We start from the raw sequence: 24,720 nt of genomic DNA on the forward strand, positions 1-24,720 counted from the left end.
TTTACTACTTTTTGAATTTTCAAGTACTTATATTATAACAAGCGTCCATTAACTTCGTAGTGAGTGCAATCACATTTCAATTAGCTTTAATAATTCATTTCGATCCTTGTTTGCTGAATATTTCAGTTGAGCTAAACAAGATTTCTTATAAACATTTCTTAAAAATAAGAGATAGCCGATGTTTTATCAGCTATCTCTTATTTCATGCTTGAATTTGTTTTGAGTTTTTTTCTTGGCCTTATCAATTTATTCTTCGATAGTAATGCAGTGTGCCGGACACCCCTGGGCAGCTTCCTTGGCGGCTTCCTCACACTCACTCGGGACTGGGTTTGTGTAAGCTTCTGCTAACCCGTCGGCCCCCATCCTAAACACCTCAGGGCAGAACGCAGGGCAAGATTCGCAGCCAATACACTCATTTTGATCTACTTCGGCAATCATAATACAACCTCCTTAATTTTGTTGAAAATTTTTTCATAAATAGTTTATCATGAGATACATGTCTTGGATAGTTTATCTATCCAAGAATAGAGAAGGCAGTCTCTTCTTAGCCCGCAAGTTCCCGTCTCTAATAATTTTTATAAACACTAATAACCACATTTAAGTTACCTAGAATAAAGTATTAACTCTGATAAGCATTAATTCTGGTACATACATTCCAAAAACGAATTGCCGCTTCTTGTCTTAAAATATTTCTCCTTAAGAAGATTTATAGCTTGTTCACTTAAGCTGTCTTCAAAAATATTAACCAGTAAATCTGCTTCAACTAATATTTGAAAATCCATATTGTCTATGTTGCTGTACGTATGATGATTCCCGATCAAATAACAAACCCTGTCAATAAATTCGCTTCCAAGTTTAAACTCTGATAGGAGTTCACGTGCTATTGGAGGGCCTTCAATCTCCTGATAAGTTCCCGATGACGAGTTATGTTTTCGCTCGCTTTCCTTAATCCCAATATCGTGTAATATCGCTGCCACTTCCAGAACTTGAAACTTTTCATCACTAATTGTCTCAAGTTCTCCTATTGTCTTAGCAAAACTATAAACTTTCATAGCGTGATTAATCCTTCTCACATCGTTTCCAAAATACTTGACCATTTTAAAGATTACATCTTTAACTAGGTTATTTGTATTCACAAACAACATCTCCTTTTGCCTCCAGCTCCAAAGCATAATTCATCAATCGCTTAAATAATTGGCCAAAGCGAACTAGGGGGTACATCATTTTCTTTATTCTTTTTGGTTATTTGCGTCAAGGTTTTAGCCAAGCGCTGCACACTTTCAGACAAAACTGTTTCATTGTGAGCCGCAAAACAAAGACGAAACTCATGATCAAAGGTGGGCACTGTATAGAAAGCTTCCCCTGGAACAAAGGAAACTCGCTGTTTCCTAGCTTCCTGTAGGAGCCTCTGGGGGAGTCTTTCTGTTTTAACTTACACCAAAAGTAAAACCCTCCCTCAGGTATGGTGAATTCAAGATCGTTTGCACATAAGCGCAGGAGAGCTTTAGCCATTGTATCCCGACGCTTTTTATATTCCCTGCGCACGGTGGTTAGATGTGGAGCAAGATTCCCTTCATTAAGGAACATCGCCAAAAGCCATTGAGAGATGTTATTCGAATGCAGATCAATTAACTGTTTTTCCAGAGCAAGTCGGTTGATTAAAACAGGCGGACCTGCAAGATAACCTGTACGTAAACCCGGGAAGAGAATTTTCGAGAAAGTCCCTAAATAAACAATACCTCCGTAAGAATCTAACGCTTTTAGAGACTGAGGGGGCTGTTCACCATAATACAAATCACTATAAGGATCGTCTTCTACTATAACCAGCCGATGACGCTTGGCAAGTTTTATCAAATCTTGGCGCTCGCTTAGCGGCAAAACTCTGCCGGTCGGATTTTGATAAGTAGGTATGATATAAAACAATTTCGGTCGATAGCGAATTAGAAAGTCCTCCAACAATTCTAGGGATAATTTTTCTGAGCAGGGGAAGCTTAATATCCTTGCACCCGCGGACTGAAAAGCCTGGATAGCACCAATAAACGTTGGTGATTCCACCACAACGTAGTCACCGGGCTCCAACAGGACTTTGCTGAGCAAATACAATCCTTGCTGGGACCCCGAGAGAGCAAGGATGTTCTCCGTTGAAGCCAATATGCCTTTCTCGCTCAACATTGCCGTAATTGCCTTTCTAAATGGGGTATAACCTTCTATAGGAATATGCCCAAAATCGGCAGGGGGTGTCCTTCCAATTTTCTGGTTAAACAGCTCGGTAAAGGTATCCAGAGGATAAAGAGCCGGATCAGGCATACCAGCAGCTAGCGATATTGTACCTGGCGCAGGAGTGGAAACTATTTCTCTTAAGATCGATGCTAACGGATTTTGTGGATAGACGGTAAACAATTGAGGCCAGGGAACTTCAGATTGGGACTCAACATCACGTGTTTGGGCCACATAAGTCCCGCTGCCCACTTTTGTCCATACCAATCCCTGTTGTTCCAATTTTCGATAGGCATTGATTGCAGTTGTGCGGCTTACTGCGAAGAGGTCAGCTAATTCCCGCTCAGGGGGAAGCTTTATTCCTGAAGGCAGAATTTGCTTTTGGATTTTGTCAGCAATAAGTAAAGCAATTTGCAGATAAAGAGGCCTCTTATCCGAGACATTCAATTCCGCTTTATTCAAATATTTGGATATATCCATTTTTGTATTTCTCCTCGTTTAGTATCCAATTTCTATTATATCTTTGATATTGGATATTTACAATGTTTCTTCCACTCATTAAAATTTAAGAAATATTAAAGGTAGGTGGAATAACTATGCAGTTATCAAATCTCCTCTCAAGCAAAAATGAACGAGCAGAAGAAGCATGGACGGCACTCTGCGATTGTACTCCGGTGGTACTTGGAGTAGTGCCCTTCGGTATCACCTGTGGAATAATGGGGCTCGCAGCCAAAATGTCAGGTGCAGAAACTATTTCAATGTCGGTCTTTGTTTTTGCTGGCGCATCACAGTTTATTGGCATTACCATGCTGGGCGCAGGCATAACGGGCTGGGGAATTATTATACTTACTACCTTGCTGGTAAACTTGCGCCACTTGATCATGGGATCATCCTTAGCACCCTATATGATTAGACTGCCATTTCCCCTTCAGGCACTCCTGGCATTTTTTTTGACCGACGAAGCTTATGCTCTAACCATTAGTCGAATTCACAAAGCCAGATACAGTATCCTCTATCAATTGACCGTAAGTACAATACTTTATCTCGTTTGGGTTTTGGCTACTGCGGCAGGGGTAGTTTTGGGCAGCTATATTTCTGATCCTTTAACTTGGGGGCTTGATTTTGCTATGCCGGCAACATTTCTGGTATTGCTGATACCACTGTTGGCAGACGGTATCAGCCTGATTGTATTCGCTGTGGCTGCAGTGATCTCGGTATTTGCTGCCCTGTATTTACCTGGCAAGTGGTATATTATTGTCGCTTGCCTTGCAGCGAGTTTAGTTGGGGGCTTTTTGGAGGGGGATAGAGGACATGCGCAGTGACGTTCTTTACATCATTATTGGGATGTCCGTAGTTACATATTTCACCAGATTTGGTGCCCTGGCTTTGTTCCGGTTTACCGGGGTACCAACATGGTTAAACAGGTGGTTAAAATACGTCCCGGTTGCCATATTAACAGCCTTAATTGTACCATCATTACTTTTACCCAAAGGATATTTGGATATTAGCTTAAACAATCATTATCTGATTGCAGGCATAGCGGCAGCTTTTGTGGCCTATAAAAGCCGTAATATTATTGCCACCCTGGGGCTTGGAATGTCGATCATGTTTATTCTGAAGTTATTATAGAAAAGCTACTCCCGCCAAGTACCTCACAATAATGTAAGCGACCTCACCGGTCGCTTTTATAGTATGTTAAGCCCAATATAGTATGTTGTTCGACGCCAAAATTGAATTTCATTTAGAGCGGAATTTACCCAATAGTATTTTGTCATAATATGAACCATCTATAAAATAGTAGTCTTTTAATCGTCCCTCTAGCTTAAAACCGTTCTTTTCCAGTACACGCAGAGAGCCAAGATTAGCTTCTACCACTTGGGCATGGAGCTTGTGGAGGTTAAGCGAATCAAATGCGAATTCAGCCATTAAAGCAACAGCTTCCGTGCCATAACCTTGGCCCCAATGGCTGCTATGGAAAACATAGCCGATCTCCACATGGTTCGCCTCATGGTCAAAATTGAAAATCATGGCTGTTCCTATAACTTCTTGAGTTAATTTAAGCACAATAGACGCATATAAATGGGTACCTGCCGACTCGCGTTTTAACATTTCTTCAATATGACTATGAGTTTCATTCACAGTCTTCATTAATTGCCAACCAATAAAACGTGAAACATTCTCATCGGAAGCATAGTTATGTATCTCTTGGACATCATTCATTTCCAGAGCTTGGAAGCTAATATCCTTACCTTCCAAGTTATGAAATAGGTTCGTATTATTTTCTAATGTTTTTGTTAATCTATTCACATTTAACCTCTATTCTTACAGAATGATGGATTTAACCCCGTGCCAGCAAGAGAGTACAGAGAGAAGCTCCTTGTCAACAAGATATAACCCTGTTTCTCCCCTTAGACTTTGCTTCTAATAAGGCTTTATCCAGCCTTATTATTATTTGGTCAGTATTTTCGTTTGGTTTATATTCTCCGACGCCTAAGCTAATGGTTATGTTATGACCAATTCCGAAATCATGGTTTTGAATTATAGTTCTTATTTTTCCGGCAACGTTTATCGCATTCTCCAAGTTTGATCCGTATAAAATTATAATAAACTCTTCTCCCCCCAGCGAAATAAACGATCTGTCGTTCTTATGTTCATTAAAACCAATTCAGAAATACGTTGTAAAATAAGATCACCTGTTTTATGCCCATAACGATCATTGATAGTTTTGAAATAATCTATATCGAAAAATATCAAGGAAAAGGAAAAACCGTACTTTTCCTTATCTTTAATCACTGAACTTAGATCATCATTAAATTTTCTCCTATTAAAAGCCCCTGTCAGTACATCCAACGTAGCCATTTCTTCCAGTTTAGTATTCATGGTCTTTAGTTCGTCGATATACTTCTTTAACTGGCTCTCATATTCTTTCTTTTCCGTAATGTCTCGAGTCGTACCTATATAACCAATAAAATTTCCTTCTTCGAACATCGGTTTGGCTGATACTTCAAGCCATTTGATTGATCCGGACTTGCAAAGAAATTGAACATCGTACAATATTATTTCTTCTGTATCTCCATTTATCCGCTTTTTCACACGAGGGATTGACTGATTGAAGAAATAATTTCTAGACTCTTCAACCAGAAAATCAGGCATTTTGCGTCTCATTAGTTCTTCAGCCTCGTAACCCGTCATGTCCTTAGCGTTTGGACTTACAAACGTAAAAACAAAGTCTGTCGTCATTTCCCAAATGACATCTTTTATGTTTTCAATGATATACTTATATCTATAAAATTGATGGGATTTCATCGTTTGATTGTTTTCCATTTTCGAACCTCTTTTATTTTGGAACTCTAGTATAATTCCGTAATTTAAAGGCCAATATTTCTAAAGCTGGTGGGGTAATTTCGGAATTACAGTTAGGACAACAGCCAAGACATCACCGTGAATACCAGGCCACAGATTGTCTTAGTATTACGTCTCACTTAACACCTCCCCATAGCTTAGTAATTAACCTTCCACATCCTTCGGCCGATTCCTCCTAAGACCGTGAAAATAACCCAATTAAAAGCAAAACCAATCATGAGGTGCCTATGAGCGACGCATTGAAAGATATCTATGCCATCGAATTCTTAAAAAATTTTGCAGTTAATGTACAATCATCCTATGAAGCATTTGATGCCTCAATACTATAGAAAAAGGAGAAGCCCCATAACCGTGCGGGTTTCCGCCGTGAGGACTTCTCCTTTTGATGTCAATTATCTCAATACGATACCTATCGATGACACTATTCCAATGGTCATTCCGTAACGTGTCATCCACTCAGTCAACACTTAGCTGGCTGAAACAGTTGGAATTATAAGACTCAGGGTTCCTAGAGTATAACCGGCATAATTGGCAGTTATGGTGTAAGTTTGACCTGCAGCCAACGCTGCACTAATGGTATAAGTCGCTCCTCCGTCTGAAGTAGTCACGCCTGTAATAGCGATGTGATTTCCCAAACTATCGAGAAGAGTAAAATTGTCTGTGGTTAAACCATTCAGCGCCGAACTCAATCCCATGGTAAATCCTGTCGTTGATGGATTGCTGACCGTCAATGTTTCATTATTCATACCGTATGGTATTGTAAAGCTTTGAGCGGTTCCAAGAGCATAACCGGCATAATTGGCAGTTAAAGTGTAAGTCTGACCTGCAGTTAACGCTGCACTAATGGTGTAAGCCGCTCCTCCGTTGGACGTTGTCACACCTGTAAGAGGTATCGTATAACCCGAACTATTAAGAAGTGTAAAATTGTTTGTGGTTAAACCATTCAACGCTGAGCTCAAACCCACGGTAACTCCCGTCGTTGAAGGGCTGCTGACCGTCAATGTTTCGTTATTTGGGCTATACGGTATGGTAAAGCTTTGAGCGGTTCCAAGAGCATAACCGGCATAATTGGCAGTTAAAGTGTAAGTCTGACCTGCTGTCAATGCTGCACTAATGGTGTAAGTCGATCCTCCGTTGGTCGTTGTCACGCCTGTGAGAGGTATGGTATATCCCGAACTATTAAGAAGTGTGAAGTTACTTACGGTTAAACCATTCAGCGCCGAACTTAATCCCACGGTAACTCCCGTCGTTGAAGGACTGCTGACGGTCAATGTTTCGTTATTGGTACTGTAGGGTATTGTAAAGCTTTGAGCGGTTCCAAGGGTATTACCGGCATAATTGGCCGTTAAAGTATAAGTCTGACCTGCTGTCAACGCTGCACTAATCGTATAAGTCGCTCCTCCGTTGGTCGTTGTCACGCCGGTAAGAGGTATGGTATATCCCGAACTATTAAGAAGTGTGAAGTTACTTACGGTTAAACCATTCAGTGCTGGATTCAATCCTACTGTGATTCCTGCTGTCGATGGGTTACTTACTGTAAGAGGAGTAACTCCCGGAGATGTCGTGGAATCTCCGAAGATCTCGTTAACCAGATCAATTATCCGATCGGGGACACCAACTGCTCCGCCAAGTACATTCACTTGCGGATTACTGCCCGTGTTTCGAATCGTGATAAGATAGTCTTGAATTGATGGAGGCAACTGCTTGGATCTTGGGTCAATTAACAAAATCGGTGCATTATTTTGAGCAGCCAATGTGCTTCCGGAAAGTGCATCGGAATAATCAAGACCATTAGCAAGATAAATCTGCGTCGGGTTAGGGTAAAATTTAGTTAGGATTTGAGACAAGGTTTCAAATCGATCCTGACCACCAAATCGTTGTATTTGAGCGTTAGGGGCTAGACTCTGAAGGGCTGTTTGAAGTGAATCGTTCATCACTACTTTACCCCCAACGATATAGATGTTGGTAGGTTGATCTTTAGTAACAAAATTTTTAACGGCATCGGGTAATTGGTTAGATCCACTCAAGAGAATTGGCCACCCTTTACTGGCAGCGAGTGAAGCAACACCCAGGGCATCCGGGAATTCATTACCACTGGCAATGATCACCGGCGTTCCAGGACTTACAGTAAGGTTGTTGACAATGAGGGAGTTCGTTGCAAAACGATCCAGACCACCTATTCGCGTCACATGATAACCCGCTTTATGTAGCCATTGTTCAACCTTCTGGTTGATGATACCGACTCCACCAATAATCGTGACGTTTCCTCCAGCTTTCAAATGACTTTTAACAAAGTTCAGATTGTCTTGTGAATCATTGACGTCAGAGCCTACAAGGATAATCGATGCTTTAAGTTTTGTCGCTAGTGTGCTTGCAGATAAAGCATCCGGATAACTATAAGCCGAGGCAATTACTACATTTTGCATTTGTTGTCCCTGGAATTCCTGCTGAGCTATAGCCGTGGACGTTTGGAAGCGATCATTTCCTGAGAACCGATTGAAGTGAGGCCTAGCTTGTGCGCTTCCGACCAATGTAAAGATGAGCAGAGTACTTGTTATAGCCGCCGTAGTCAATTTAATCTTCTTTTTCAAAACTTTTTCCCTCCTAAAATTTATCGAATAGCAAAATTACCATTCTAAAAAGATATACGGTTGACCTTTGGATTTTAGAGGGGGTACAAAAAAATTTTAGAGTTTATTGATCTAATCCTTATATGATTGCACCAGATTTATAAGCTTGGAAGACACCAAAATAACCTATTATAGGTTATTTAAGAAATCATTGAGATATCAAAAATTATAAGACATCTAATATTTATTTTTTATTCCCAGTCACTTTTCTACTGGTTTCTTTCGCTCTTACACTATTCCCCTTAACTGATGGCTCTGAGCTTTTGCTTTTATTGATATGGGGGATATCATTCTTATCATTCTTTCCGTTGTCACTGTTCTTTTCATTCTGTTGATTCTTTCCGTCTTTTTCTTCTTTTTGATCGTTATCCCTCGATTGATGTTCAAATAGTTTACTCAGTGAATTATGCGGGATCTCGGCCGAAGAGGATGGCAACCCATCAGGCATAGTATTTTCTTTTGTATCTTTGTTTGGTTTGTCTGCCGATCCGGAATCTTGCTCCACAGTTCCTTGCGTTCGAGGCAAACTAAACTCTAATCCCCGCTTCTCCGACCTAATCTGCGCTTGCACTTGAGGGTTTTGAAGTAAGCGGGTCCGTTCTGAAGTATCCTTCAATTTCTCAGGTTGCGTCACGGCCCCTGCCTTTTGGGCAGTCTGCCAAAGCGCATACTCCCCTAATGTCAAATCTCCTTTTTGCGCAAGCTCACGTTCCTCAGACGTCAGAGGGAAAACTGCTACCTCTGGGGTAAATCCACTTTTTTGAACTGCCCCAGTAACCCATAAGGCAATTTGATCATCGTTTAGTTCTTTAGGCATTTGGCCTGATGTTTTATCTGACATCGGAGAATATCCCACCACAACCCAGTGCTGCTCAGAGTTGAGAAATTTTTGATTATAAGATTGGGTGATAATTTCTCCTAATGCCTCATCAATTGGTTTCCCTGTTAAATTAACCTGACTCAACAAGCGCTTAGCATCATCATTTTGCGTTTGCAGCTTCAGCAAATGCCCTTGTTCATCAATCGTAAACTGCAGACTTGGATTAATATCGACGGATAATAAAGCGACTGCAGTCGGAGCTTGATATAAGTTCCAGCCTAAAATGGCCGTTAAAATCAAAAGGAATAGTGCAGCAGCCCCTGCCCATAAGCGCAGCTCAGCAAAGCCCAATTTCCCTGTAGAAATCTCAAGTTCTTCGCCCACTTCAGCATTCTGCCGTCTATAAATATGGCGAAAGGCTCCATCATTTCCCAAGACAGTGTAACGTAATCCGGACTTCTCCAACACCACAGCTTTCATTTTACTCATCCTCTTCCCTCCTTTCCCGCGAGAGTACATATTCCCTCAAATAAACATAATCATGTTGGTTGGCAATAAGTAAGGCGACTGCTAAGATATACTTTCGTCCACGTTCTAAAACTTTCGGGTGAATCTGAGTTTTCAAAGCTAAAGCTTGCATAGGAACTTTTCCAGTTCGTTCAGTATGGGTCCAAAGCTCTCTATCAGACGCCAATTCTCTAGCCGCTCTGAGAAGTGTCTCTCGGGAATCTCGATGTTTTGGCGAAGCTGCAACTAAGTCCTGAAAGGTAAGTTTAACGGCTGCTAAAGCTTTGTTGAACTGCTGAATTTCTGCTGCCCGTTCGCTGGATTGTTCCTTCTCTTTAAATTCATTCAAACTAAGATGTATTTCAACTTCTCGGCCAAATTCATCTTGGTCAAGAGAACTGGCCTGCTGCAATCGCTGTTTACGATAATAATCAATAAGCCGACGTTTCATCAAAATCCGTGCATAAGCTAAAAATGGCACCCCTTTTTCTACAATAAACAAATCTATCGCTTCATTGAAAGCGATTAAGGCCTCTGATAGTTCTTCGTCTCTGCCCCATTCCAGAAAACGGAAACACGCCTGGCTAGCCACATGACAAATAAACATTTGAGATTTGGCCAAGAAATCCTCGCGGATTTTCGAGTCCTCTTTCAAACGCTGCCAGGTTGATTGGTTTTCCCATTCCGGCATGCTTTTCTCCTCCTACCCAATTATACGATGGGATTTCTATTTTTCAGGGGGCTTCTGCCCTAATCTCTGCAAATGGCTTAACTATAAAACCAGATGAACGCTTAGATATTTTCTACAACTCCAAAATATTTCTAAACGGCTTATATTAATCCATAAACATCAATAGATTCAATAATTCTACATTTTATTCTTTATTCCCTTTTAAAACAGCAAGAAATATGTCGTTTAAGTCTTGGTAATAATGACCAATTTACTTTTAGAACGTCACGATTACTTAATTATTGCATGGGAACCTCTTAAAGATGATGATAAAATGTCATCACCATCTTCTAAAATGTCGATACAAAAAAAGTAACAAGAGGATACAAAGGACTATCCTCTTGTTACTTTTTCTTTTGAACGGCACGACACAAGCGTGAAAGCTTGGTATTCAGATTAATCACTAGCAGAAGATTAAGGCTGTTCTGACAGCATTAAGATTCGTTTTTATCACTCTTGGGAACCATCATCCCACTGTAATTACAATAGGGGCATTTTACATACCGACTGAAGCCTGCATGAGGGGTAATAACATATCTCAAACTTGATACTTTAAAGGATCGATTACAATTGGGACATTCAAAATGTGTAGTTTTTGACCGCACTACAACTATAGCAAGCGCTAGAACAACAATAACAATTCCAACGAAATGGCCCATGTTTATTTTTCACCTTTCTTCATTTAAAATCCTGACTGCTTAGTGATAGTGATTGCTACTGGTAAAACCGACCACAGTGTCCAGAACGTTCTGGCATCACTCTACTTGTCAACGATTCACTCTAGATATATAATTGAACAATCTTGGGGAGGTGAGTAAGTGCAACTTGATAGCTGGATTTTTCTATTTCTAAATTTGACTATATTACTGGCTGTTTCTGGGATTACTTTTACATTATTAAAGAATAATGTCAATGACCGTAGCCTTGAAGAAAATCCGGCAAGAAGCAGTCAAATTACTTCACGTTCGCTTATTCCACTTCGGTTCAAAAAATATCTTATTATAAAGCGAATGCTTAAGCAAGAAAACGATGATGATCCCCCCTTTATACCCTCTTTAGTCTTTTAGTAAAAAACTAAGGAGAAGTAAGGTGGAGAGAACTTTATAAAAATTCTCAGCCCGGTCACCCGGGAATTTTTTATTTTAAACCATTTTCTAATACCTTTAGCACCAAATTTGCCCTCTACGGGGTTGTCACGAAGTGCAGCTTGTTTCTGAGCAATCATCTGCTATGATTTAATAGATAAAGGAGGGCAAACATTGAACTATACATCTGTTAAAGTTGCTAAATTTATAAAACGGCCTAATAGATTTATTGCACATGTGATAGTAGACAATCATGAAGAAATCGTTCATGTTAAAAATACAGGTCGGTGCAAAGAACTACTACTGGAAGGAGCTGTGGTGGTTTTAGAAAGAGCAAAAAATACGGAACGGAAGACAAAGTACTCAATTGTAGCCGTGTACAAAGGAGATGCACTTATCAATATCGATTCACAGATCCCCAATATGGTTGTATATCATGGTATAAAGGAAGGAAAAATCAAGGATTTTCATGATGTTACAACGCTGTCCAAAGAAACTGTTTATGGCAATTCCAGATTTGATTTATACTTTGAAACCAAAGAACAGAAAGGATTTATAGAAGTAAAAGGTGTCACACTTGAAAACGAAGGGATTGCCATGTTCCCGGATGCTCCTACGCAGAGGGGCCGCAAACATATCTATGAAATGATCAAAGCTGTAGAAGAAGGGTATGCGGGTTTCATTTTCTTCCTAATCCAAATGAAGAAGGTAAACTATTTTACTCCCTATGAAATAAGAGATCCGGAATTTGCAAAGGCCCTGAAGCATGCGAGCGAAAAGGGAGTGACGATTCTGGCCTATGATTCTATTGTCTATGAAGACGAGATAACCATAGGAAGTCCGGTAGAAGTCCGCCTTTGATAAAAATACTTACTTACATTTCCAATAGTTTATATAATACTACTTGTTGCATCTTTCATCTTATCGATGTATTCCTACAACAATCTATTCCTTGATGAGTCTGTATATTTTTAAGACTCAATGACTTTCCTTTAATTTTGAATTTCTTATTCTTGTAGGTAATTAGGAAACGGAATTCCTTTCAAATTTCTCTAATACCTGTTCAAACCATTCCTGTTTGGTCATTCCTGTTAAAGCACAGACGTTCGAAACGTTCTTTTCCGTTATTTGTTACAGAAAACTAAATTATATCATCCATAATAAAAACACCTCACTTAAGAACATCAATATATCTGTGAAAATAAAACTTCCTATAAAAAAACATCTCCTCTAACACGAAGAGATGTTTTATCGCTCTCATCTGTTAGGAATAATCCTACAGGATTTGGCACCATGCTCACGCTGGTTGCCGGGCTTCATAGGGCCAGTCCCTCCACCACTCTTGATAAGAGATTTATTCAATTGATTAGTTCTTTGTAATTACTAATATATTAGTTGTCAATTCCCGTTTTGTCAAACTATTTTAGGTGACCTCCCATAGCATTGTATGTACCATTCGGTATATGGCACTTCCAAAGTTATACGTCATCTTACAGAATAACATTTATTTAATGCCACATCGTATGGGGAAGCGATTTCTGCTATAACTCGTAAAGATTTAGGGGTAACTATGATGAGATTTATGACTGAAATTCTTAGTCTTGCTAAAGAAGCAGCAGAATTAACCATTGAATTAGGTTGGCTAGAAAAGATGCCACAAAGCACATCCTGAGGCGGTACAGGTAAGTGACAGATTTCATCTACTTAAGAATCTAACGCCTATTGTAAAGATTATCTTATGAGCTATTTTAAGGCGGAAGTAACCATTAAGGTGCCTGAAAAGCCTCAGATTGATGAGAGGCAAACGGTTACACGATATCTCGATGAAGGAATCACAGCCATCCATGGAAACTATAGCATTAAGAGAAAAAGTATTTTAGATCAATACCTAGGTGAAATAAATACGTTGATCGATAAATGCATTGCCTCGACTGTCATTGAAGCAAACATTCGTCAAAAAGGATACACTGGTTCTTCCTCTACACTAAGGAATTACGCGGCAGGCCGTAAAAAACTGATTCGGAGTAGTTACAATGCCAATAATATGAAGCCAGAAAACACTCAAATTGTAGAACGTAAATTATTGATAAGGCTGTTATTCAAACGGTTGGAGAAAATCAAAGGATTGAACAGTGGATACGTAGAGCGTCAGGCTTAAATATTCGCGAAATCAATTCATTTATAAAAGGCATAGCCAGGGATATTACTGCTGTAAAAAATGCCATTAAATATGACTACAATAACGTACTTGCTGAAGGCAGTGTAAATAAGCTTAAGGTTGTTAAAAGGATAATGTATGGCCGCAATAGTTTTGAAATGTTAAGGAAGAAGCTGTTACGGCTTGAAAAAAGTCGTAAATTCAACTAACTATGGAAAGAACCAGTTTTAGGTTACTCGGATTTCCACATTGTCTTGTGAGCTTTCTAACCCAGACGTTACCATCTACGCTAGTCACAATAGAGTTACCCCGAATGGATGGGGTAGCCTAATATATCAAGCGACTTCTTGTCGCACTTGACTTCCCCTATCGCTATGAAAGATCATTCCGGAAGCCCGATATTTGTTTGACCGCCGAAAGTTGAGATGTAAAAAATAGAAATATGTTGTGACTATCAACATGAGATCCCAAAGAAATATTCTCTCTCCGGGATCTCTTATTAAGTTTGTTCTAACATAATAGTCTATCCCTAAAGTTTATATCCTTGGCTATTTCTTGAAAACAATTTTCATTGATCCCATTTTGCCGTTAAGAGCAACCGCTGTAATAATGATATAGTCTCCATTCTGGATTGCAGTACCGAAATCAGAGTCACTTGAAGTAATAAGTGAGCCTACAGCATAAGAACCACTTGCGGTCTTTCTCGTAATTTGAAGGGTCGGAGTACCATCTCCATCATTCACTACTGCAGCCACAGTATTATTACTAGCAAAAGACTGTCCATCTAGCTGAACAGAACATACAACACCACCGGTCGAGGCCCATTGATCAGTTGATTTAAGGAATAACCAGCTTCTGTTAGCAAGACTAGTAGGATCCATAATTGCCGAAGGCGAATTGGAGTATTTTGTCAGTTTCTTGCCGTTAAAATGGTCAAAGAAACCATATTTTCTTCCGCTACTCGACAGATATAACTTGTTAGTGATTCAAAGACTTGAGGCTTAGGGTTAAATAGAAGTACATGCATTACAATACGGCACCTGCCCCCAATTGTATAAATGAATTCTTGCCATTTTTATAAAAAATAAAACCCCATTAATAGGGGGAGTGACTTATGAACACATAAACCTTTGCACAACTAATCCACAAATTTAAACCTTGAAACAAGAGGGGAGAAGAAGTTGATACCTCCCAAAATTTCAAATTTAAAGAACTGGGGGTTTTATAATGAGCACTGTACTTCTTCGGAGGCCTACACCCTTGCCTCACGAAAGCTTATCAAGTTATACATACCGTCTTGCAATTGCCAATGAGTGTAAAACTCAATGGGTTCTGGAATTATTTAGATTAAAGCGAAAAGAGATCGGATATCTTGATGATTTAAATAATGATAAAATTATTTCTTCTATTTCTAAAGAACTAAGTTGTCGAAGGAAAGTATTATTAATATGACGAAATACCCATTAGGAAAAAGTTATAATTATGAACATAATTCTCTAGGGATTGAAATATGTTTTTGTCCGTATTGCTTAAAGGAACAACTATATCATCGAAAATATTGGTTTAGTAAAAGAATCCATATCTGTTTGAAACATGAATGTTCTTTAATTCCAACTTGTCCACGGTGTCATACTTATTTAAATTTAGAAAATATCTTAGAAGGTAGCTGTGGTTGTGGCCAAAACTTAACAACAATAACAGCACCCCTATGTACAGATAAGTACATTCTTGATAATCAAATTAGAGTTTATAGAGCATTTTCTTTAGTATCGAATGAAGAGAGTTCCTTGGATACGTTTCCTTATCTAAGCTCCGAGGAGTATTTAGTTTTCTTTGACTTTCTTTTCAAGATTTTATATAGAAGGTCTATATCATTTAAAAATATAGTTAGTAATTTTTATAAAGTGAATTTAGAAGATAAGGATATATATTCTTTTATCATAGTAATCGAAAAAGTAATAAAAGGTTGGCCTAATAACTTTATAGATTTCTTAGAAAAGATTGACTACTGTGAAGAGCTTAAATTGATTCATGATAAAAAAAATATTGCCGGAGGTTATTTATGTTCTTTAAGTTTACTACCCTCTATTAATAAATCATTAAGCTTTGTTGAAAAACCTCTTCAAGAATACATGAGAAGTAAATATACGAAAGAATTCCTATTAACACGCATACAAAATTTATCCCATGATAATTTGCATATTGAAATGGCATTAAGTAAAAGTTTACTTAAAGTACCATACGATTTAAGCTTAACAACTGATACCGAAAAAAATCATAGGGGAATTAATCTTAATAAAATTGCCGATATTCTATATATATTTATTCAATTTGGAGATATATTTAACGGTCAAGAAGGTTATTGCAATTTGTGGAGAATATTACTTAATTTTGTTAACCTAAATAATACAGTACTTTACGATATTCTTGATTTAGTAATTTCTAAGAAAATCGATGTGAAAATATCCTTACCTTTCGAGGGTTTAGATGACATATATGTTCTCACAATCAAAATAAAGAAGCTTTTACTACAACTTGCTCTGGAGAGGGTTATTAAAGAAGAATTACCGAATATCGAGGTAACAGATTTCTGTTAATTATGAGAAGAAGCATTTCAATACTTATATGATAATGGCTTGAACAAAGACTTTTGTTGGAATCACAAATACGGTGAGGGGGTAGTAATATTACCCAAAGTGTAACATTTTATTACGTTTTATGTAATATTGGCTCGTCTTTTGGTTTTGCTCTTATGGAATACTTCGATAACTTGAAGAAAATTTATGAATAATGCTAAAAAGGTACTTTGGTAGCGAAGATGAGTAATCACATTAGCGTAATAACTGTAAGTTCCCAAAAGAGTAGGTTTATCGCAGTTAGTAGGAAATTGGAAGTAGATAACTAAACCCCGGCTAATGTTTTTATAATCTAATGAAAAATGAAATATCTAAGAATAAAATAGCATGGATTAACGTCAAGTTCTTAAACTCCGCTCGTAAATAACATTCATTGAAAGACCTCAACGATCTAAATTTACGGCGGGCTTCCTGTAAAGTATTAATCTACCCTGCGTGCTGATGGCAACAATTTGTGGTGCAAGCAGGAAGCCTGAATCAGTCTATAACATCGGGCTCAAACGCACCAAGACATTTCGACCTTATACCGTAGCAAGAGTATTGACACTAGAACCCAGTTTCCATTCATTTGATGGTGTGGCACGAAGGCCACATGGAGATCTATAATGCGAAGTTGAAACTATCAATAAAAGGATTTAGAGGTTGCAATACCCTCATTGTAAAACTCCTAAGGGGCCGTGAGAAACTAAAGTTTCAACACGGCCCCTTCATTTTACCTACAAAAACTAAGTGATTTTGTAATTAGAATAGAACCCTTACCCTTATCAGTAAAGGGTTTTATTTGCCATAATCGCTAATTAATACGGCTAAATGAAATGATGTTTTCATCTTACAAATGATTTAAATGAATTGTGCAGTATTACTTTATTTATCAATAAAATTCAATAGTTTTCTCTGGCTCAGGTTTATTCTTATAATTTTCGATTAAATTTTTAATATCCTCTAATAAGTTTTTCTTCATACTTTTACTTATGTTATCCAATCCGCAGAACGGGAGGCTTGTTATAGAAAGAAGGTAGCTTGCATCCCAGTCAAAATTTTGATTAACAAGAACCATTTTCTCATTAGTGTATTTAATGTTGAACTCGGACAAAAAGCTAATATAACTTAAGAATTCATTTATCAATTTCCTGTTAGTTAAATCAAACTCATTCAGTAGAGAATTAAACTCCTGTTTTGTTACAGCACTTTCTAAAACTCTATTCTTTTCTATTGATGAATAAAATTTATAGGAATTTAAAATATTTACAACCTCTTCTTTGATTTTCTCATTGTCTTCATCATTCAAAGGAACATTCGAGCCATGTCCAAGGCGAAATAAATTATATAGGATGCTTTGAATTGTTACATAATTAGATGTGTCAATTTTCTTTTCGAGTATGCCTATTATTTGATTAAGATTTAATTCCATTCTTATAAAAGTAGAAATTTTACCATCGGGGTCCTCATAAGTATGCCAATAGTTACATTTGAATTTACTAACATCTATATTATATTTGTCATTAAAATCCGAAAGATCGTCGTTTTGATTAACATAATTAACCACAAATGAAATAGTAAGTCCTAAGTCTGATATTATTTTATTTATATAATCTACTAAATCACTTGGAATAGGTATTTTCCGTGTAACAGTATCAAAATTTAAAAACCACGTTTGTTCTTTTAAGTCGGGTTCTAAGGAAAGTTTATCAATAATCTTCCCGAAATCTTCCTCATCTTTTGATATAAAATCAAAAATTGTTAGTAATTCATCGTAGTCTAGTTTTTTGATATCGCCATTTTCCAATTTAGTTATATATGCAGGACTTTTTTTGATATGATCGGCGAGATTAACAGCTTTTACTTTGTTATTTATTCGTAACTCTTTTATTTTTTCTGCGAGTTCTTTTGTAATATTTACTTTTGGCATATTAACACCTCACTGGGAATTATACAGTAAAATAATTAAAAAGTAAATAAATAGATAAATACATTCAATGGCAAAAAAATTTAGTAAAATATTTTACTATACTATTGAATATGTAAAATCGTTGTGCTATTCTATAAACGGTAAAGGAAGATATTTCAAAAAGGAGTGTTGCTGTGGGAATTACAAAACAAAAAGAGGAACCCGTCCCGCCAAGGCTAGTCCCTCTTAGACCTTTTCAGATGTAGGCTATAGGTATGGAGTTATCCCTAACCTCCATCGACCAATGAAACACTAATGCATGGCTCTCACACCAGTCATTAGAAATTTCCTGGTTACAATATAATTTATTCTCCCTGAGCAGGGAAAATTCCTTCTTTGATTTCAGACGAAACTACTTATTTAGAATTATCTTTGTGTATTTTTTAATCAAAATGGTGGTATAAAGTTATTTGAAGTTATTTGAATTAATTTATTGATTAGGTAATAGTTTGAAAAACATGATTCTTAATGCTTATACCCGTTAGGTTATGGTATTCATAGGTTAGACATTACCGTTAGGGAAAATGGAGAGATAGTTATGTTTGATTTCGCTGGTCGTTTTGACCAATATGACCGTAAAGCCCGTTTAGAACCTGCATTACTAACAGCCTTTCCAGCCATTGTTACACTTGTCTTGTGGTTTCCTCAATTGCAGTCGTTAAGCGGGGGAATAATATCATTTCTGGGGGCTATTGGAATATTCGCTTTACTAGTTAGAATTAGCCGTAATGCTGGATACAAAAAACAATCCCATTTAATACAAATATGGAGCGGAATGCCGACCACAAAAATGCTTAGGCATAGGGACTATACCATTGATAAAATAACCAAAGCTAGGTATCACAAATACTTACAGGACAATATTTCAGGAATGTCGATACCTACTGTTGAGCAAGAATCGGCTAATCCCGATGAAGCCGATCAACTATACCAATCGGCTATCAATTGGCTTCGGGAACAGACAAGGGATAAAGGTCTATTTCCATTAGTATTTGAAGAAAATTGCAACTATGGATTTAGCCGAAATTTATGGGGACTTAAACCATGGGGTTTGATAATTTCTGTCGTATCTCTTGTTGGAAGCGGATTCGCAATTAGTTTATCACATAAAACTAATCTTAAAATTGTACCATTCCATATTTGGGGAACTATCATCATATCGTTAATTTCCCTATTAATTTGGCTGATCCTAATCACACCTAATTGGGTAAATAGTTCAGCTGAAGCGTATGCACGTGCATTGCTAGCTAATTGTGACTCCGAATGTAGAAGGGTCTGAAAGTAACAGATAGTAATAAACGTCTGTCGAGTTTATGATCTTTGTTGCTAACGTTTTAGATTCCATAAAAAATGATGCTTTAGCTTGCTAGTAAATAAAAATTAGCACTTAATCCTAAAAACGGTTACTGTCCATATAACAACTTCGTTGTTTATCAGATATTAATCAAGTCTATACGGATTGAATACCGTGATAGATGATGTTAGCTTTAAAATTCCATGATATCTCCCAAACCTTATTACACAGGTCTAATTAAAAAGTACTTATTATTAGGAGGAATAAAAATGAGTGTTTCTACTATAACATATTTTCCCGTAGATAATGGAGGAATGACATTAATTAAACTTAATGACGCTGATAATACAACAATTTTAACTGACATGTATATAAGAGGCGCGGCCGATGATGAAAACGACGAGACCTTTGATGTTTCAGCGGCTCTACGAAAACAACTGGATCAAGACCAAGATGTGAACCCTTATGTAGATGTATTTCTGCTTACGCATAATGATGACGATCACATTAAAGGCATTCAAAATCACTTTTATTTAGGAGATCCTGCTGAATATGAAAAACCAAAGAGTGGAGAGGAACCCAAAATCATCATGAAAGAAATATGGTGTTCTTCACGTTTTTGGAAAAGGGCGAGTGACAGTAATAAGCTTTGTGACGACGCAAAAGCCTTTAATAAAGAAATGAAGAGAAGAGTTAAACTATTTGAAGCCAATAAAAGTGTTCAAAGCGCAGGGAACAGAGCCCTAATCATTGGAAAAGATCCTAATGGGAAAACGGATAATATTGAACAAATAGTAAAAGACATAGATACGACATTTACTAAAATTAATGGTAAAGAATTAAGCCATAAAGTAAGTGTTAAAGTATTAGGTCCTATACCTCAACAAGAAGGAGAAAAAGACGAAGATTATGAGAAGAAAAATCGAGGTAGTGTAATATTACAAATTTCGATTTTTGAAGGACAATATAATAATGAAATATTGGTAACTGGTGATGCAGAAGTTTTTGTTTGGGAATGTCTTTGGGAAAAGTTTAGTAATCTTCTTTCTAATTTGAGATATGATGTTTTATCTGCACCACATCATTGTTCCTGGCACTCGATATCAAATGATAGCCAAAGCAGTAATGATGATCCGCAAATTTCGGATAGCGCAAAGAAATCGTTAAGCCAAGCTAAAGAAGGAGCTTTCATAATCGCTAGTAGCAAAACGATTAAAAATGATGATAATGATCCTCCATCATATGCAGCGAAAAAAGAATATTTAACAATTGTAAGTAAGGATCACTTTCTATGTACTGAAGAATATCCCTCTAGTTTAAATATAGAACCTATAGTATTTAATCTTACAAATGTCGGGCCCCAACTGAAAGCAAAAAAATCTAATGCAAAACTCACTACCGCAGCTATATCTGCAACAGGAGAGGCTTTTCCCCATGGATAATACGATTAGATATTGGGTTAGACAAGCCCATAGGTATGCGCAAGAACACCCGGCTATTAAAAAGGTATCCGAAATAGAAATACTTGAGAACGGAAGATATCATTTTGCGGTGGACTTTCAAATTAATTTACCCGGTAAATTTGATTTAATTGGGGAGACAGCCAAAGGTGTAAAAAAGGTAGAACCTGTTAATTTTATATTTCCTGAAAATTTCCCATATAAGGCTCCAATTATTTTCCTAAGAGACGATTTCAATCGTGATTTTCCTCATATAAATCCAGCAAATAAAGAAGTTTGTCCATGTATTTATGATGGGAGCTTAGGTGAATTGTTGCAACAACCAAAATGGTTTGATGGCATTTTAGACCAAGTAGCTGATTGGTTAGAAAAAGCGGCTGCCGATAATTTGATTAACGAACAACAAGGATGGGAGCCTATGAGATCAGATAATTGCAATGGCCTCATTTGTTATAATCGTGAAGAATTAATTAGACAGTTGGCTTCATCAAACGAACTTTGCAATGATGTAAGGTTTTTTCAGCGAAAAAATGAGGTTTTCGGATTGACAATTGGGTTACATGATGAATTGCTAAAAGAGAAAGATGTTACATTAGCTAGAGTTTACGGTGCAAATTTTAATTTTACCTGCGATAAGTATATCCCGAATTATATCGAAAATTTTTCAGATTTATGCGAACTAGCCAGTTTATTAAAAATAGAAGACTTTCGCGAAAAGTTAAATAAAACTGTGCCGATTTTAAAAAAATATGACAAAAAAATAATGTTTTTAACCCTGGCTGCCAGAAGACCATATAAAATAATTAATGATACAACAGATATTGAACTTATAAATTTCGTCATTAATGTAAAGTTACACAAGAATAAAATTCATCTAAAAGCTGGTGTTTCTTCTATAGGGCATCATAATTTTTGTAACACTTTATTGTTGCAGAAATTCTCTGGATTAGAGAAAACTTATGAAAAACAAATTGTTCAACTTGGTTGTGGAAGTGTCGGTTCCAAAATCGCCATTCATTTAGCGAGAAACGGAAATAATAATTTCATTCTCGTTGATAACAGTTTTTTTGGCCCACATAATAATGCGAGATATGCTTTAGTTGAATTTGGTTTTTATCAAGAAAAAACGAAATTAGTCAAGGATGCCTTAAATAAAATGGGCATAACTGTCTCAAAAACATACGGAGACGTTTCCGAAGTTGTGAATCAGATTAAGACTAATGTCTTATACATTGATTCTACAGCAAGTCTTTCTGTCAGAAATCTATTAATACAAAATAAATTAACCGGTCCGGTTGTAAATACCTCGTTATATGATAATGGACGTTTAGCTTTATTAGCAGCGGAAGCACCAGATCGTAATCCTCGCGTAGATGACCTAATTTCATTGGTTTACTCAGAGTGTTTGATAGATAATACGCTAAGAACAACATTTTTGAGTGAACAAGCTGTTTATACAAGTACTGGTCAAGGTTGCGGCTCATTTACAACAATTGCCCCAGATTCGAGGATATCGATTTCTACTGCGGGTGTAGCTGCAAGAGTACAAAAATACTTGAGTAATGATACCCCTGATAATGGAGAACTTTTATTAGGTTTTGTAGAAGATGATGATATGGGGATTTCGTGGAAGAAACTTAATACTGGAAAAGTTACAATAATTCCTGCTCGAGGTGATAATGACTGGGAGGTAAGGTTACAACCTAAAGTAATATCAGAAATGGGAATGCATTCAATTGATAAAGCTCCTAACGAAACCGGAGGTGCACTGATTGGTTGCATATCCTTAATTAACAAGACAATCACTGTAACAAACCTTATACCAGCACCAGAAGACAGCCTTAGTAACGAGATGCATTTTGAACTAGGAACTAAAGGGCTTAGGAAAGAAGTAATGAGTATTGAGAGAAAGTCAAATGGATTACTCACTTATTTAGGAACATGGCATAGCCATCCGAAAGGAGGTAATGCTTCTTCAATTGATAAAGAAACCAAAGCTAAAATATTAGTGTTAAGGAACTATGAACCTACAATTTGTTTAATATGGACACCAAATGGCATTTTAAGGGTATAATTAGACTGGAGTTTGACAGTTGGAAACTGGAACCCTTGTGTATCAAGGGTTCCAGGAGATATTTGCCGAACCACCACATTCCTTATTATGGAAATCATAGCTTCCTTAAAAAGATTGGTTTGTGAATTAGGCCTTTAGCGATCCTTATAAAATTCATATTCCTATTAGGCTAATAATTGGAGTTCATATAACCGAATATTTTAACAATCATTGGAGGTTTTAAGGAGAAAAACTATGCAACTTTTTATAGTGGGAAATGGATTTGATAGAGGGCATGGGTTGCCGACCACTTACTGGAATTTCAGAACATATTTAGAGAATATGTATCCTGAATTTTTATCATCATTCGAAGACCACTATGATATTTATCCTCGGATGGATGAGAAGGCAAAAAGAGAAATACTTTGGAATGAATTGGAGACAAATCTCGCGAACATTGATGAAGACACTATAATTGACCAAGCTGCTAGCATAGAGATGGATTTGGAAAGTGGCGATGTTGGGATTGAAGATACACTATATTACTTTTTTTCAAATGAATATAATTATATAAGACTATTGGCCAAGCTACTTAATCGATGGGTAAGAACTATTCGAATTAGAGATGTTCAATCTAAAACTACAGAAATCAATAATAGAAATGATGCGTTATATATAACATTTAACTATACGGCCGTGTTGCAAACAGTCTATAAGCTCGATGCAGGAAGAATTATACACATTCATGGTTCTTTACGTCAACGAGATGGCCTTCCTGTATTAGGGCACGGTAATAAAACAAGAATAGAGAATATCCAAAAGAAGCGTTTAGAAGCCGAGAGTTTGTTTGATGAAAAAGAAACAAGCATATGTAGGGTCGTTGAAGATTATTATGAGCGAACATATAAAGATATTAGTAGATACACACCTAAACTGTTTCTTTTAGCCGTAAAAAATATTACCGAAATATCAGTTGTTGGCCATTCGCTTGCAGGGGTGGACATTCCATATTTTAAACTTATTGATGAAATTACAAAACAAAAGGCCAAGTGGAAAGTGTATTATCACCAAAATCGTGAAAAGATTCAAATGCTTAATCGCTTAATCGATTGTGGAATTGGCGCTAACCGCATTGAAATTTTAAGTTCAACCGACTTCTATGATCTTTAGAAAGCTGGAATCTAATTAATTCCATTATGTTTATTATTATAGACACAAATTAGGATTCTCTATGCTGTAACCCGCCAAATAGCAATGAAAATTAGTTAATGAGGAGTGATATTATTGGGCAATAGAGAACAAGCAGTTGCACAAATTGAGGAATTCCTAAGGTCAAATGAAAAATGTATGCTATTGACTGGTACGCATCAATATGAAAAACATAAGCTTATCATTCGTATCTTGAACAAGAAATTGGAAGGACATTTAATCTTATTTCGCACAAACTCTATGCAAAACATTGAAAATGAAGAGTTCTTAGGCTGGGCCAAAGTAAAAAGGAACCTAAAAGTTGGGGAAAGAGTAAAAATCGGAAAAAACTTTATGAATGTGACAGCCTAAACACCGCATCAACATGGCATAAAACAAATCATAAATTTTCATGTGCTATCTTATACCCTTTTGACTCATTATGTAGAAGTGAAAAGTTGAATGCAATTGACGATTTGTTCCGGGATAAAGAAATCTCAAAAATTTTTCTAGTTTCTTGGACAGACCAAAAAGACTATGATTATTCAATTTTTACGCGGTATATCTCTCGCCATGTTGTGTATGATGCCGAGGAAGAGGATCCAGCGTACCATAAACGTGTCCTTGATAT

The 24,720-nt window shown here is 37.1% G+C and carries 22 protein-coding genes, 2 pseudogenes and 1 riboswitch; of the genes and pseudogenes, 14 read left to right on the top strand and 10 right to left on the bottom strand.

Annotation, left to right across the window (positions count from 1 at the left end; genetic code table 11):
• Positions 1–246: 246 nt before the first annotated feature.
• The 3 genes from VZF35_RS11330 to VZF35_RS11340 all read right to left on the bottom strand — a co-directional run bounded on the left by VZF35_RS11330 (position 247) and on the right by VZF35_RS11340 (position 2,697).
• Positions 247–438 (bottom strand): ferredoxin, encoded by a 192-nt coding sequence (locus VZF35_RS11330; protein ID WP_407313635.1) that lies wholly within the window; start codon positions 436–438, stop codon positions 247–249.
• Positions 439–635: 197 nt separating this feature from the next.
• Entirely contained in the window at positions 636–1,097 is a 462-nt protein-coding gene (locus tag VZF35_RS11335) for an HD domain-containing protein (RefSeq protein ID WP_407314583.1), read from the bottom strand.
• Positions 1,098–1,251: 154 nt separating this feature from the next.
• Complete coding sequence (locus VZF35_RS11340; protein ID WP_407313637.1) at positions 1,252–2,697, bottom strand: PLP-dependent aminotransferase family protein; 1,446 nt, start codon at positions 2,695–2,697, stop codon at positions 1,252–1,254.
• 116 nt (positions 2,698–2,813) lie between these two features.
• Here VZF35_RS11340 and VZF35_RS11345 point away from each other — a divergent pair, with 116 nt between their 5' ends.
• Positions 2,814–3,539, top strand: a complete 726-nt coding sequence (locus tag VZF35_RS11345; protein ID WP_407313639.1) for an AzlC family ABC transporter permease — start codon at positions 2,814–2,816, stop codon at positions 3,537–3,539.
• Entirely contained in the window at positions 3,529–3,846 is a 318-nt protein-coding gene (locus VZF35_RS11350; RefSeq protein ID WP_407313641.1) for an AzlD domain-containing protein, read from the top strand. Before VZF35_RS11345 ends, VZF35_RS11350 begins: the two co-directional genes overlap by 11 nt.
• Positions 3,847–3,954: 108 nt before the next feature.
• Here the strand turns inward: VZF35_RS11350 and VZF35_RS11355 are convergent, their stop codons facing one another.
• The 5 genes and pseudogenes from VZF35_RS11355 to sigI form a co-directional block, all read right to left on the bottom strand.
• Complete coding sequence (locus VZF35_RS11355) at positions 3,955–4,524, bottom strand: GNAT family N-acetyltransferase (RefSeq protein WP_407313642.1); 570 nt, start codon at positions 4,522–4,524, stop codon at positions 3,955–3,957.
• A 73-nt stretch (positions 4,525–4,597) separates the two neighbouring features.
• Positions 4,598–5,541, bottom strand: a pseudogene (locus VZF35_RS11360) (GGDEF domain-containing protein).
• Positions 5,542–6,047: 506 nt separating this feature from the next.
• A complete protein-coding gene (locus VZF35_RS11365) occupies positions 6,048–8,171 on the bottom strand; it encodes a cell wall-binding repeat-containing protein (protein ID WP_407313644.1) in 2,124 nt (707 codons plus the stop codon).
• Positions 8,172–8,394: 223 nt separating this feature from the next.
• Positions 8,395–9,519 (bottom strand): anti-sigma factor domain-containing protein, encoded by a 1,125-nt coding sequence (locus VZF35_RS11370; RefSeq protein WP_407313646.1) that lies wholly within the window; start codon positions 9,517–9,519, stop codon positions 8,395–8,397.
• Positions 9,512–10,228, bottom strand: coding sequence for an RNA polymerase sigma-I factor (gene sigI / locus VZF35_RS11375; protein WP_407313647.1), 717 nt, complete (start codon positions 10,226–10,228; stop codon positions 9,512–9,514). Before sigI ends, VZF35_RS11370 begins: the two co-directional genes overlap by 8 nt.
• A gap of 857 nt (positions 10,229–11,085) precedes the next feature.
• On the opposite strand from sigI, the gene VZF35_RS11380 reads away from it, so the two are divergent.
• From VZF35_RS11380 to VZF35_RS11400, 5 genes and pseudogenes are all read left to right on the top strand, one after another.
• Positions 11,086–11,334 (top strand): hypothetical protein, encoded by a 249-nt coding sequence (locus VZF35_RS11380; RefSeq protein ID WP_407313648.1) that lies wholly within the window; start codon positions 11,086–11,088, stop codon positions 11,332–11,334.
• A gap of 192 nt (positions 11,335–11,526) precedes the next feature.
• Positions 11,527–12,213, top strand: a complete 687-nt coding sequence (gene sfsA / locus VZF35_RS11385) for a DNA/RNA nuclease SfsA (protein WP_407313649.1) — start codon at positions 11,527–11,529, stop codon at positions 12,211–12,213.
• Positions 12,214–12,606: 393 nt separating this feature from the next.
• Positions 12,607–12,704: riboswitch (SAM riboswitch) on the bottom strand.
• A gap of 176 nt (positions 12,705–12,880) precedes the next feature.
• Positions 12,881–13,024 (top strand): annotated as a pseudogene (locus VZF35_RS11390) (DUF3231 family protein); the annotation flags it as partial.
• A 66-nt stretch (positions 13,025–13,090) separates the two neighbouring features.
• Entirely contained in the window at positions 13,091–13,510 is a 420-nt protein-coding gene (locus VZF35_RS11395; RefSeq protein ID WP_407313651.1) for a hypothetical protein, read from the top strand.
• Positions 13,511–13,521: 11 nt separating this feature from the next.
• On the top strand, positions 13,522–13,719 hold the full coding sequence (locus tag VZF35_RS11400) for a transposase (protein WP_407314585.1): 198 nt from the start codon (positions 13,522–13,524) through the stop codon (positions 13,717–13,719).
• Between the two features lie 339 nt (positions 13,720–14,058).
• On the opposite strand, the gene VZF35_RS11405 is transcribed toward VZF35_RS11400, so the two are convergent.
• The gene (locus VZF35_RS11405) at positions 14,059–14,391 is read right to left on the bottom strand and encodes a hypothetical protein (RefSeq protein WP_407313653.1); all 333 of its coding nucleotides are present in this window, start codon (positions 14,389–14,391) and stop codon (positions 14,059–14,061) included.
• 346 nt (positions 14,392–14,737) lie between these two features.
• On the opposite strand from VZF35_RS11405, the gene VZF35_RS11410 reads away from it, so the two are divergent.
• On the top strand, positions 14,738–14,962 hold the full coding sequence (locus VZF35_RS11410) for a hypothetical protein (protein ID WP_407313655.1): 225 nt from the start codon (positions 14,738–14,740) through the stop codon (positions 14,960–14,962).
• Positions 14,963–15,096: 134 nt separating this feature from the next.
• Positions 15,097–16,107 carry a hypothetical protein gene (locus VZF35_RS11415; protein WP_407313657.1) on the top strand — a complete coding sequence of 337 codons (1,011 nt, stop codon included), beginning with the start codon at positions 15,097–15,099 and terminating at the stop codon, positions 16,105–16,107.
• Positions 16,108–17,017: 910 nt separating this feature from the next.
• Here the strand turns inward: VZF35_RS11415 and VZF35_RS11420 are convergent.
• Entirely contained in the window at positions 17,018–18,055 is a 1,038-nt protein-coding gene (locus VZF35_RS11420) for a hypothetical protein (RefSeq protein ID WP_407313659.1), read from the bottom strand.
• A gap of 577 nt (positions 18,056–18,632) precedes the next feature.
• On the opposite strand from VZF35_RS11420, the gene VZF35_RS11425 reads away from it, so the two are divergent.
• From VZF35_RS11425 to VZF35_RS11445, 5 genes are all read left to right on the top strand, one after another.
• On the top strand, positions 18,633–19,373 hold the full coding sequence (locus VZF35_RS11425; protein ID WP_407313660.1) for a hypothetical protein: 741 nt from the start codon (positions 18,633–18,635) through the stop codon (positions 19,371–19,373).
• Between the two features lie 284 nt (positions 19,374–19,657).
• Complete coding sequence (locus tag VZF35_RS11430; RefSeq protein WP_407313662.1) at positions 19,658–20,830, top strand: metallohydrolase; 1,173 nt, start codon at positions 19,658–19,660, stop codon at positions 20,828–20,830.
• Positions 20,823–22,922 carry a Mov34/MPN/PAD-1 family protein gene (locus tag VZF35_RS11435; RefSeq protein ID WP_407313664.1) on the top strand — a complete coding sequence of 700 codons (2,100 nt, stop codon included), beginning with the start codon at positions 20,823–20,825 and terminating at the stop codon, positions 22,920–22,922. Before VZF35_RS11430 ends, VZF35_RS11435 begins: the two co-directional genes overlap by 8 nt.
• A gap of 234 nt (positions 22,923–23,156) precedes the next feature.
• On the top strand, positions 23,157–24,071 hold the full coding sequence (locus VZF35_RS11440; protein ID WP_407313666.1) for a bacteriophage abortive infection AbiH family protein: 915 nt from the start codon (positions 23,157–23,159) through the stop codon (positions 24,069–24,071).
• A 114-nt stretch (positions 24,072–24,185) separates the two neighbouring features.
• A complete protein-coding gene (locus VZF35_RS11445; protein ID WP_407313668.1) occupies positions 24,186–24,461 on the top strand; it encodes a hypothetical protein in 276 nt (91 codons plus the stop codon).
• Positions 24,462–24,720: the final 259 nt, after the last annotated feature.

Source organism: Desulfosporosinus paludis (assembly GCF_045689965.1).
In the GTDB taxonomy this organism is placed as follows: domain Bacteria; phylum Bacillota; class Desulfitobacteriia; order Desulfitobacteriales; family Desulfitobacteriaceae; genus Desulfosporosinus; species Desulfosporosinus paludis.

Bases quoted from the DNA above. Each gene is read 5' to 3' on its own strand.
- VZF35_RS11395 (WP_407313651.1), top strand. From the start codon at position 13,091: ATGAGCTATTTTAAGGCGGAAGTAACCATTAAGGTGCCTGAAAAGCCT.
- VZF35_RS11420 (WP_407313659.1), bottom strand. From the start codon at position 18,055: ATGCCAAAAGTAAATATTACAAAAGAACTCGCAGAAAAAATAAAAGAG.
- VZF35_RS11425 (WP_407313660.1), top strand. From the start codon at position 18,633: ATGTTTGATTTCGCTGGTCGTTTTGACCAATATGACCGTAAAGCCCGT.
- VZF35_RS11440 (WP_407313666.1), top strand. From the start codon at position 23,157: ATGCAACTTTTTATAGTGGGAAATGGATTTGATAGAGGGCATGGGTTG.
- VZF35_RS11340 (WP_407313637.1), bottom strand. From the start codon at position 2,697: ATGGATATATCCAAATATTTGAATAAAGCGGAATTGAATGTCTCGGAT.
- VZF35_RS11405 (WP_407313653.1), bottom strand. From the start codon at position 14,391: ATGGATCCTACTAGTCTTGCTAACAGAAGCTGGTTATTCCTTAAATCA.
- VZF35_RS11345 (WP_407313639.1), top strand. From the start codon at position 2,814: ATGCAGTTATCAAATCTCCTCTCAAGCAAAAATGAACGAGCAGAAGAA.
- VZF35_RS11370 (WP_407313646.1), bottom strand. From the start codon at position 9,519: ATGAGTAAAATGAAAGCTGTGGTGTTGGAGAAGTCCGGATTACGTTAC.
- VZF35_RS11330 (WP_407313635.1), bottom strand. From the start codon at position 438: ATGATTGCCGAAGTAGATCAAAATGAGTGTATTGGCTGCGAATCTTGC.
- VZF35_RS11435 (WP_407313664.1), top strand. From the start codon at position 20,823: ATGGATAATACGATTAGATATTGGGTTAGACAAGCCCATAGGTATGCG.
- VZF35_RS11350 (WP_407313641.1), top strand. From the start codon at position 3,529: ATGCGCAGTGACGTTCTTTACATCATTATTGGGATGTCCGTAGTTACA.
- VZF35_RS11335 (WP_407314583.1), bottom strand. From the start codon at position 1,097: ATGGTCAAGTATTTTGGAAACGATGTGAGAAGGATTAATCACGCTATG.
- sigI (WP_407313647.1), bottom strand. From the start codon at position 10,228: ATGCCGGAATGGGAAAACCAATCAACCTGGCAGCGTTTGAAAGAGGAC.
- VZF35_RS11410 (WP_407313655.1), top strand. From the start codon at position 14,738: ATGAGCACTGTACTTCTTCGGAGGCCTACACCCTTGCCTCACGAAAGC.
- VZF35_RS11430 (WP_407313662.1), top strand. From the start codon at position 19,658: ATGAGTGTTTCTACTATAACATATTTTCCCGTAGATAATGGAGGAATG.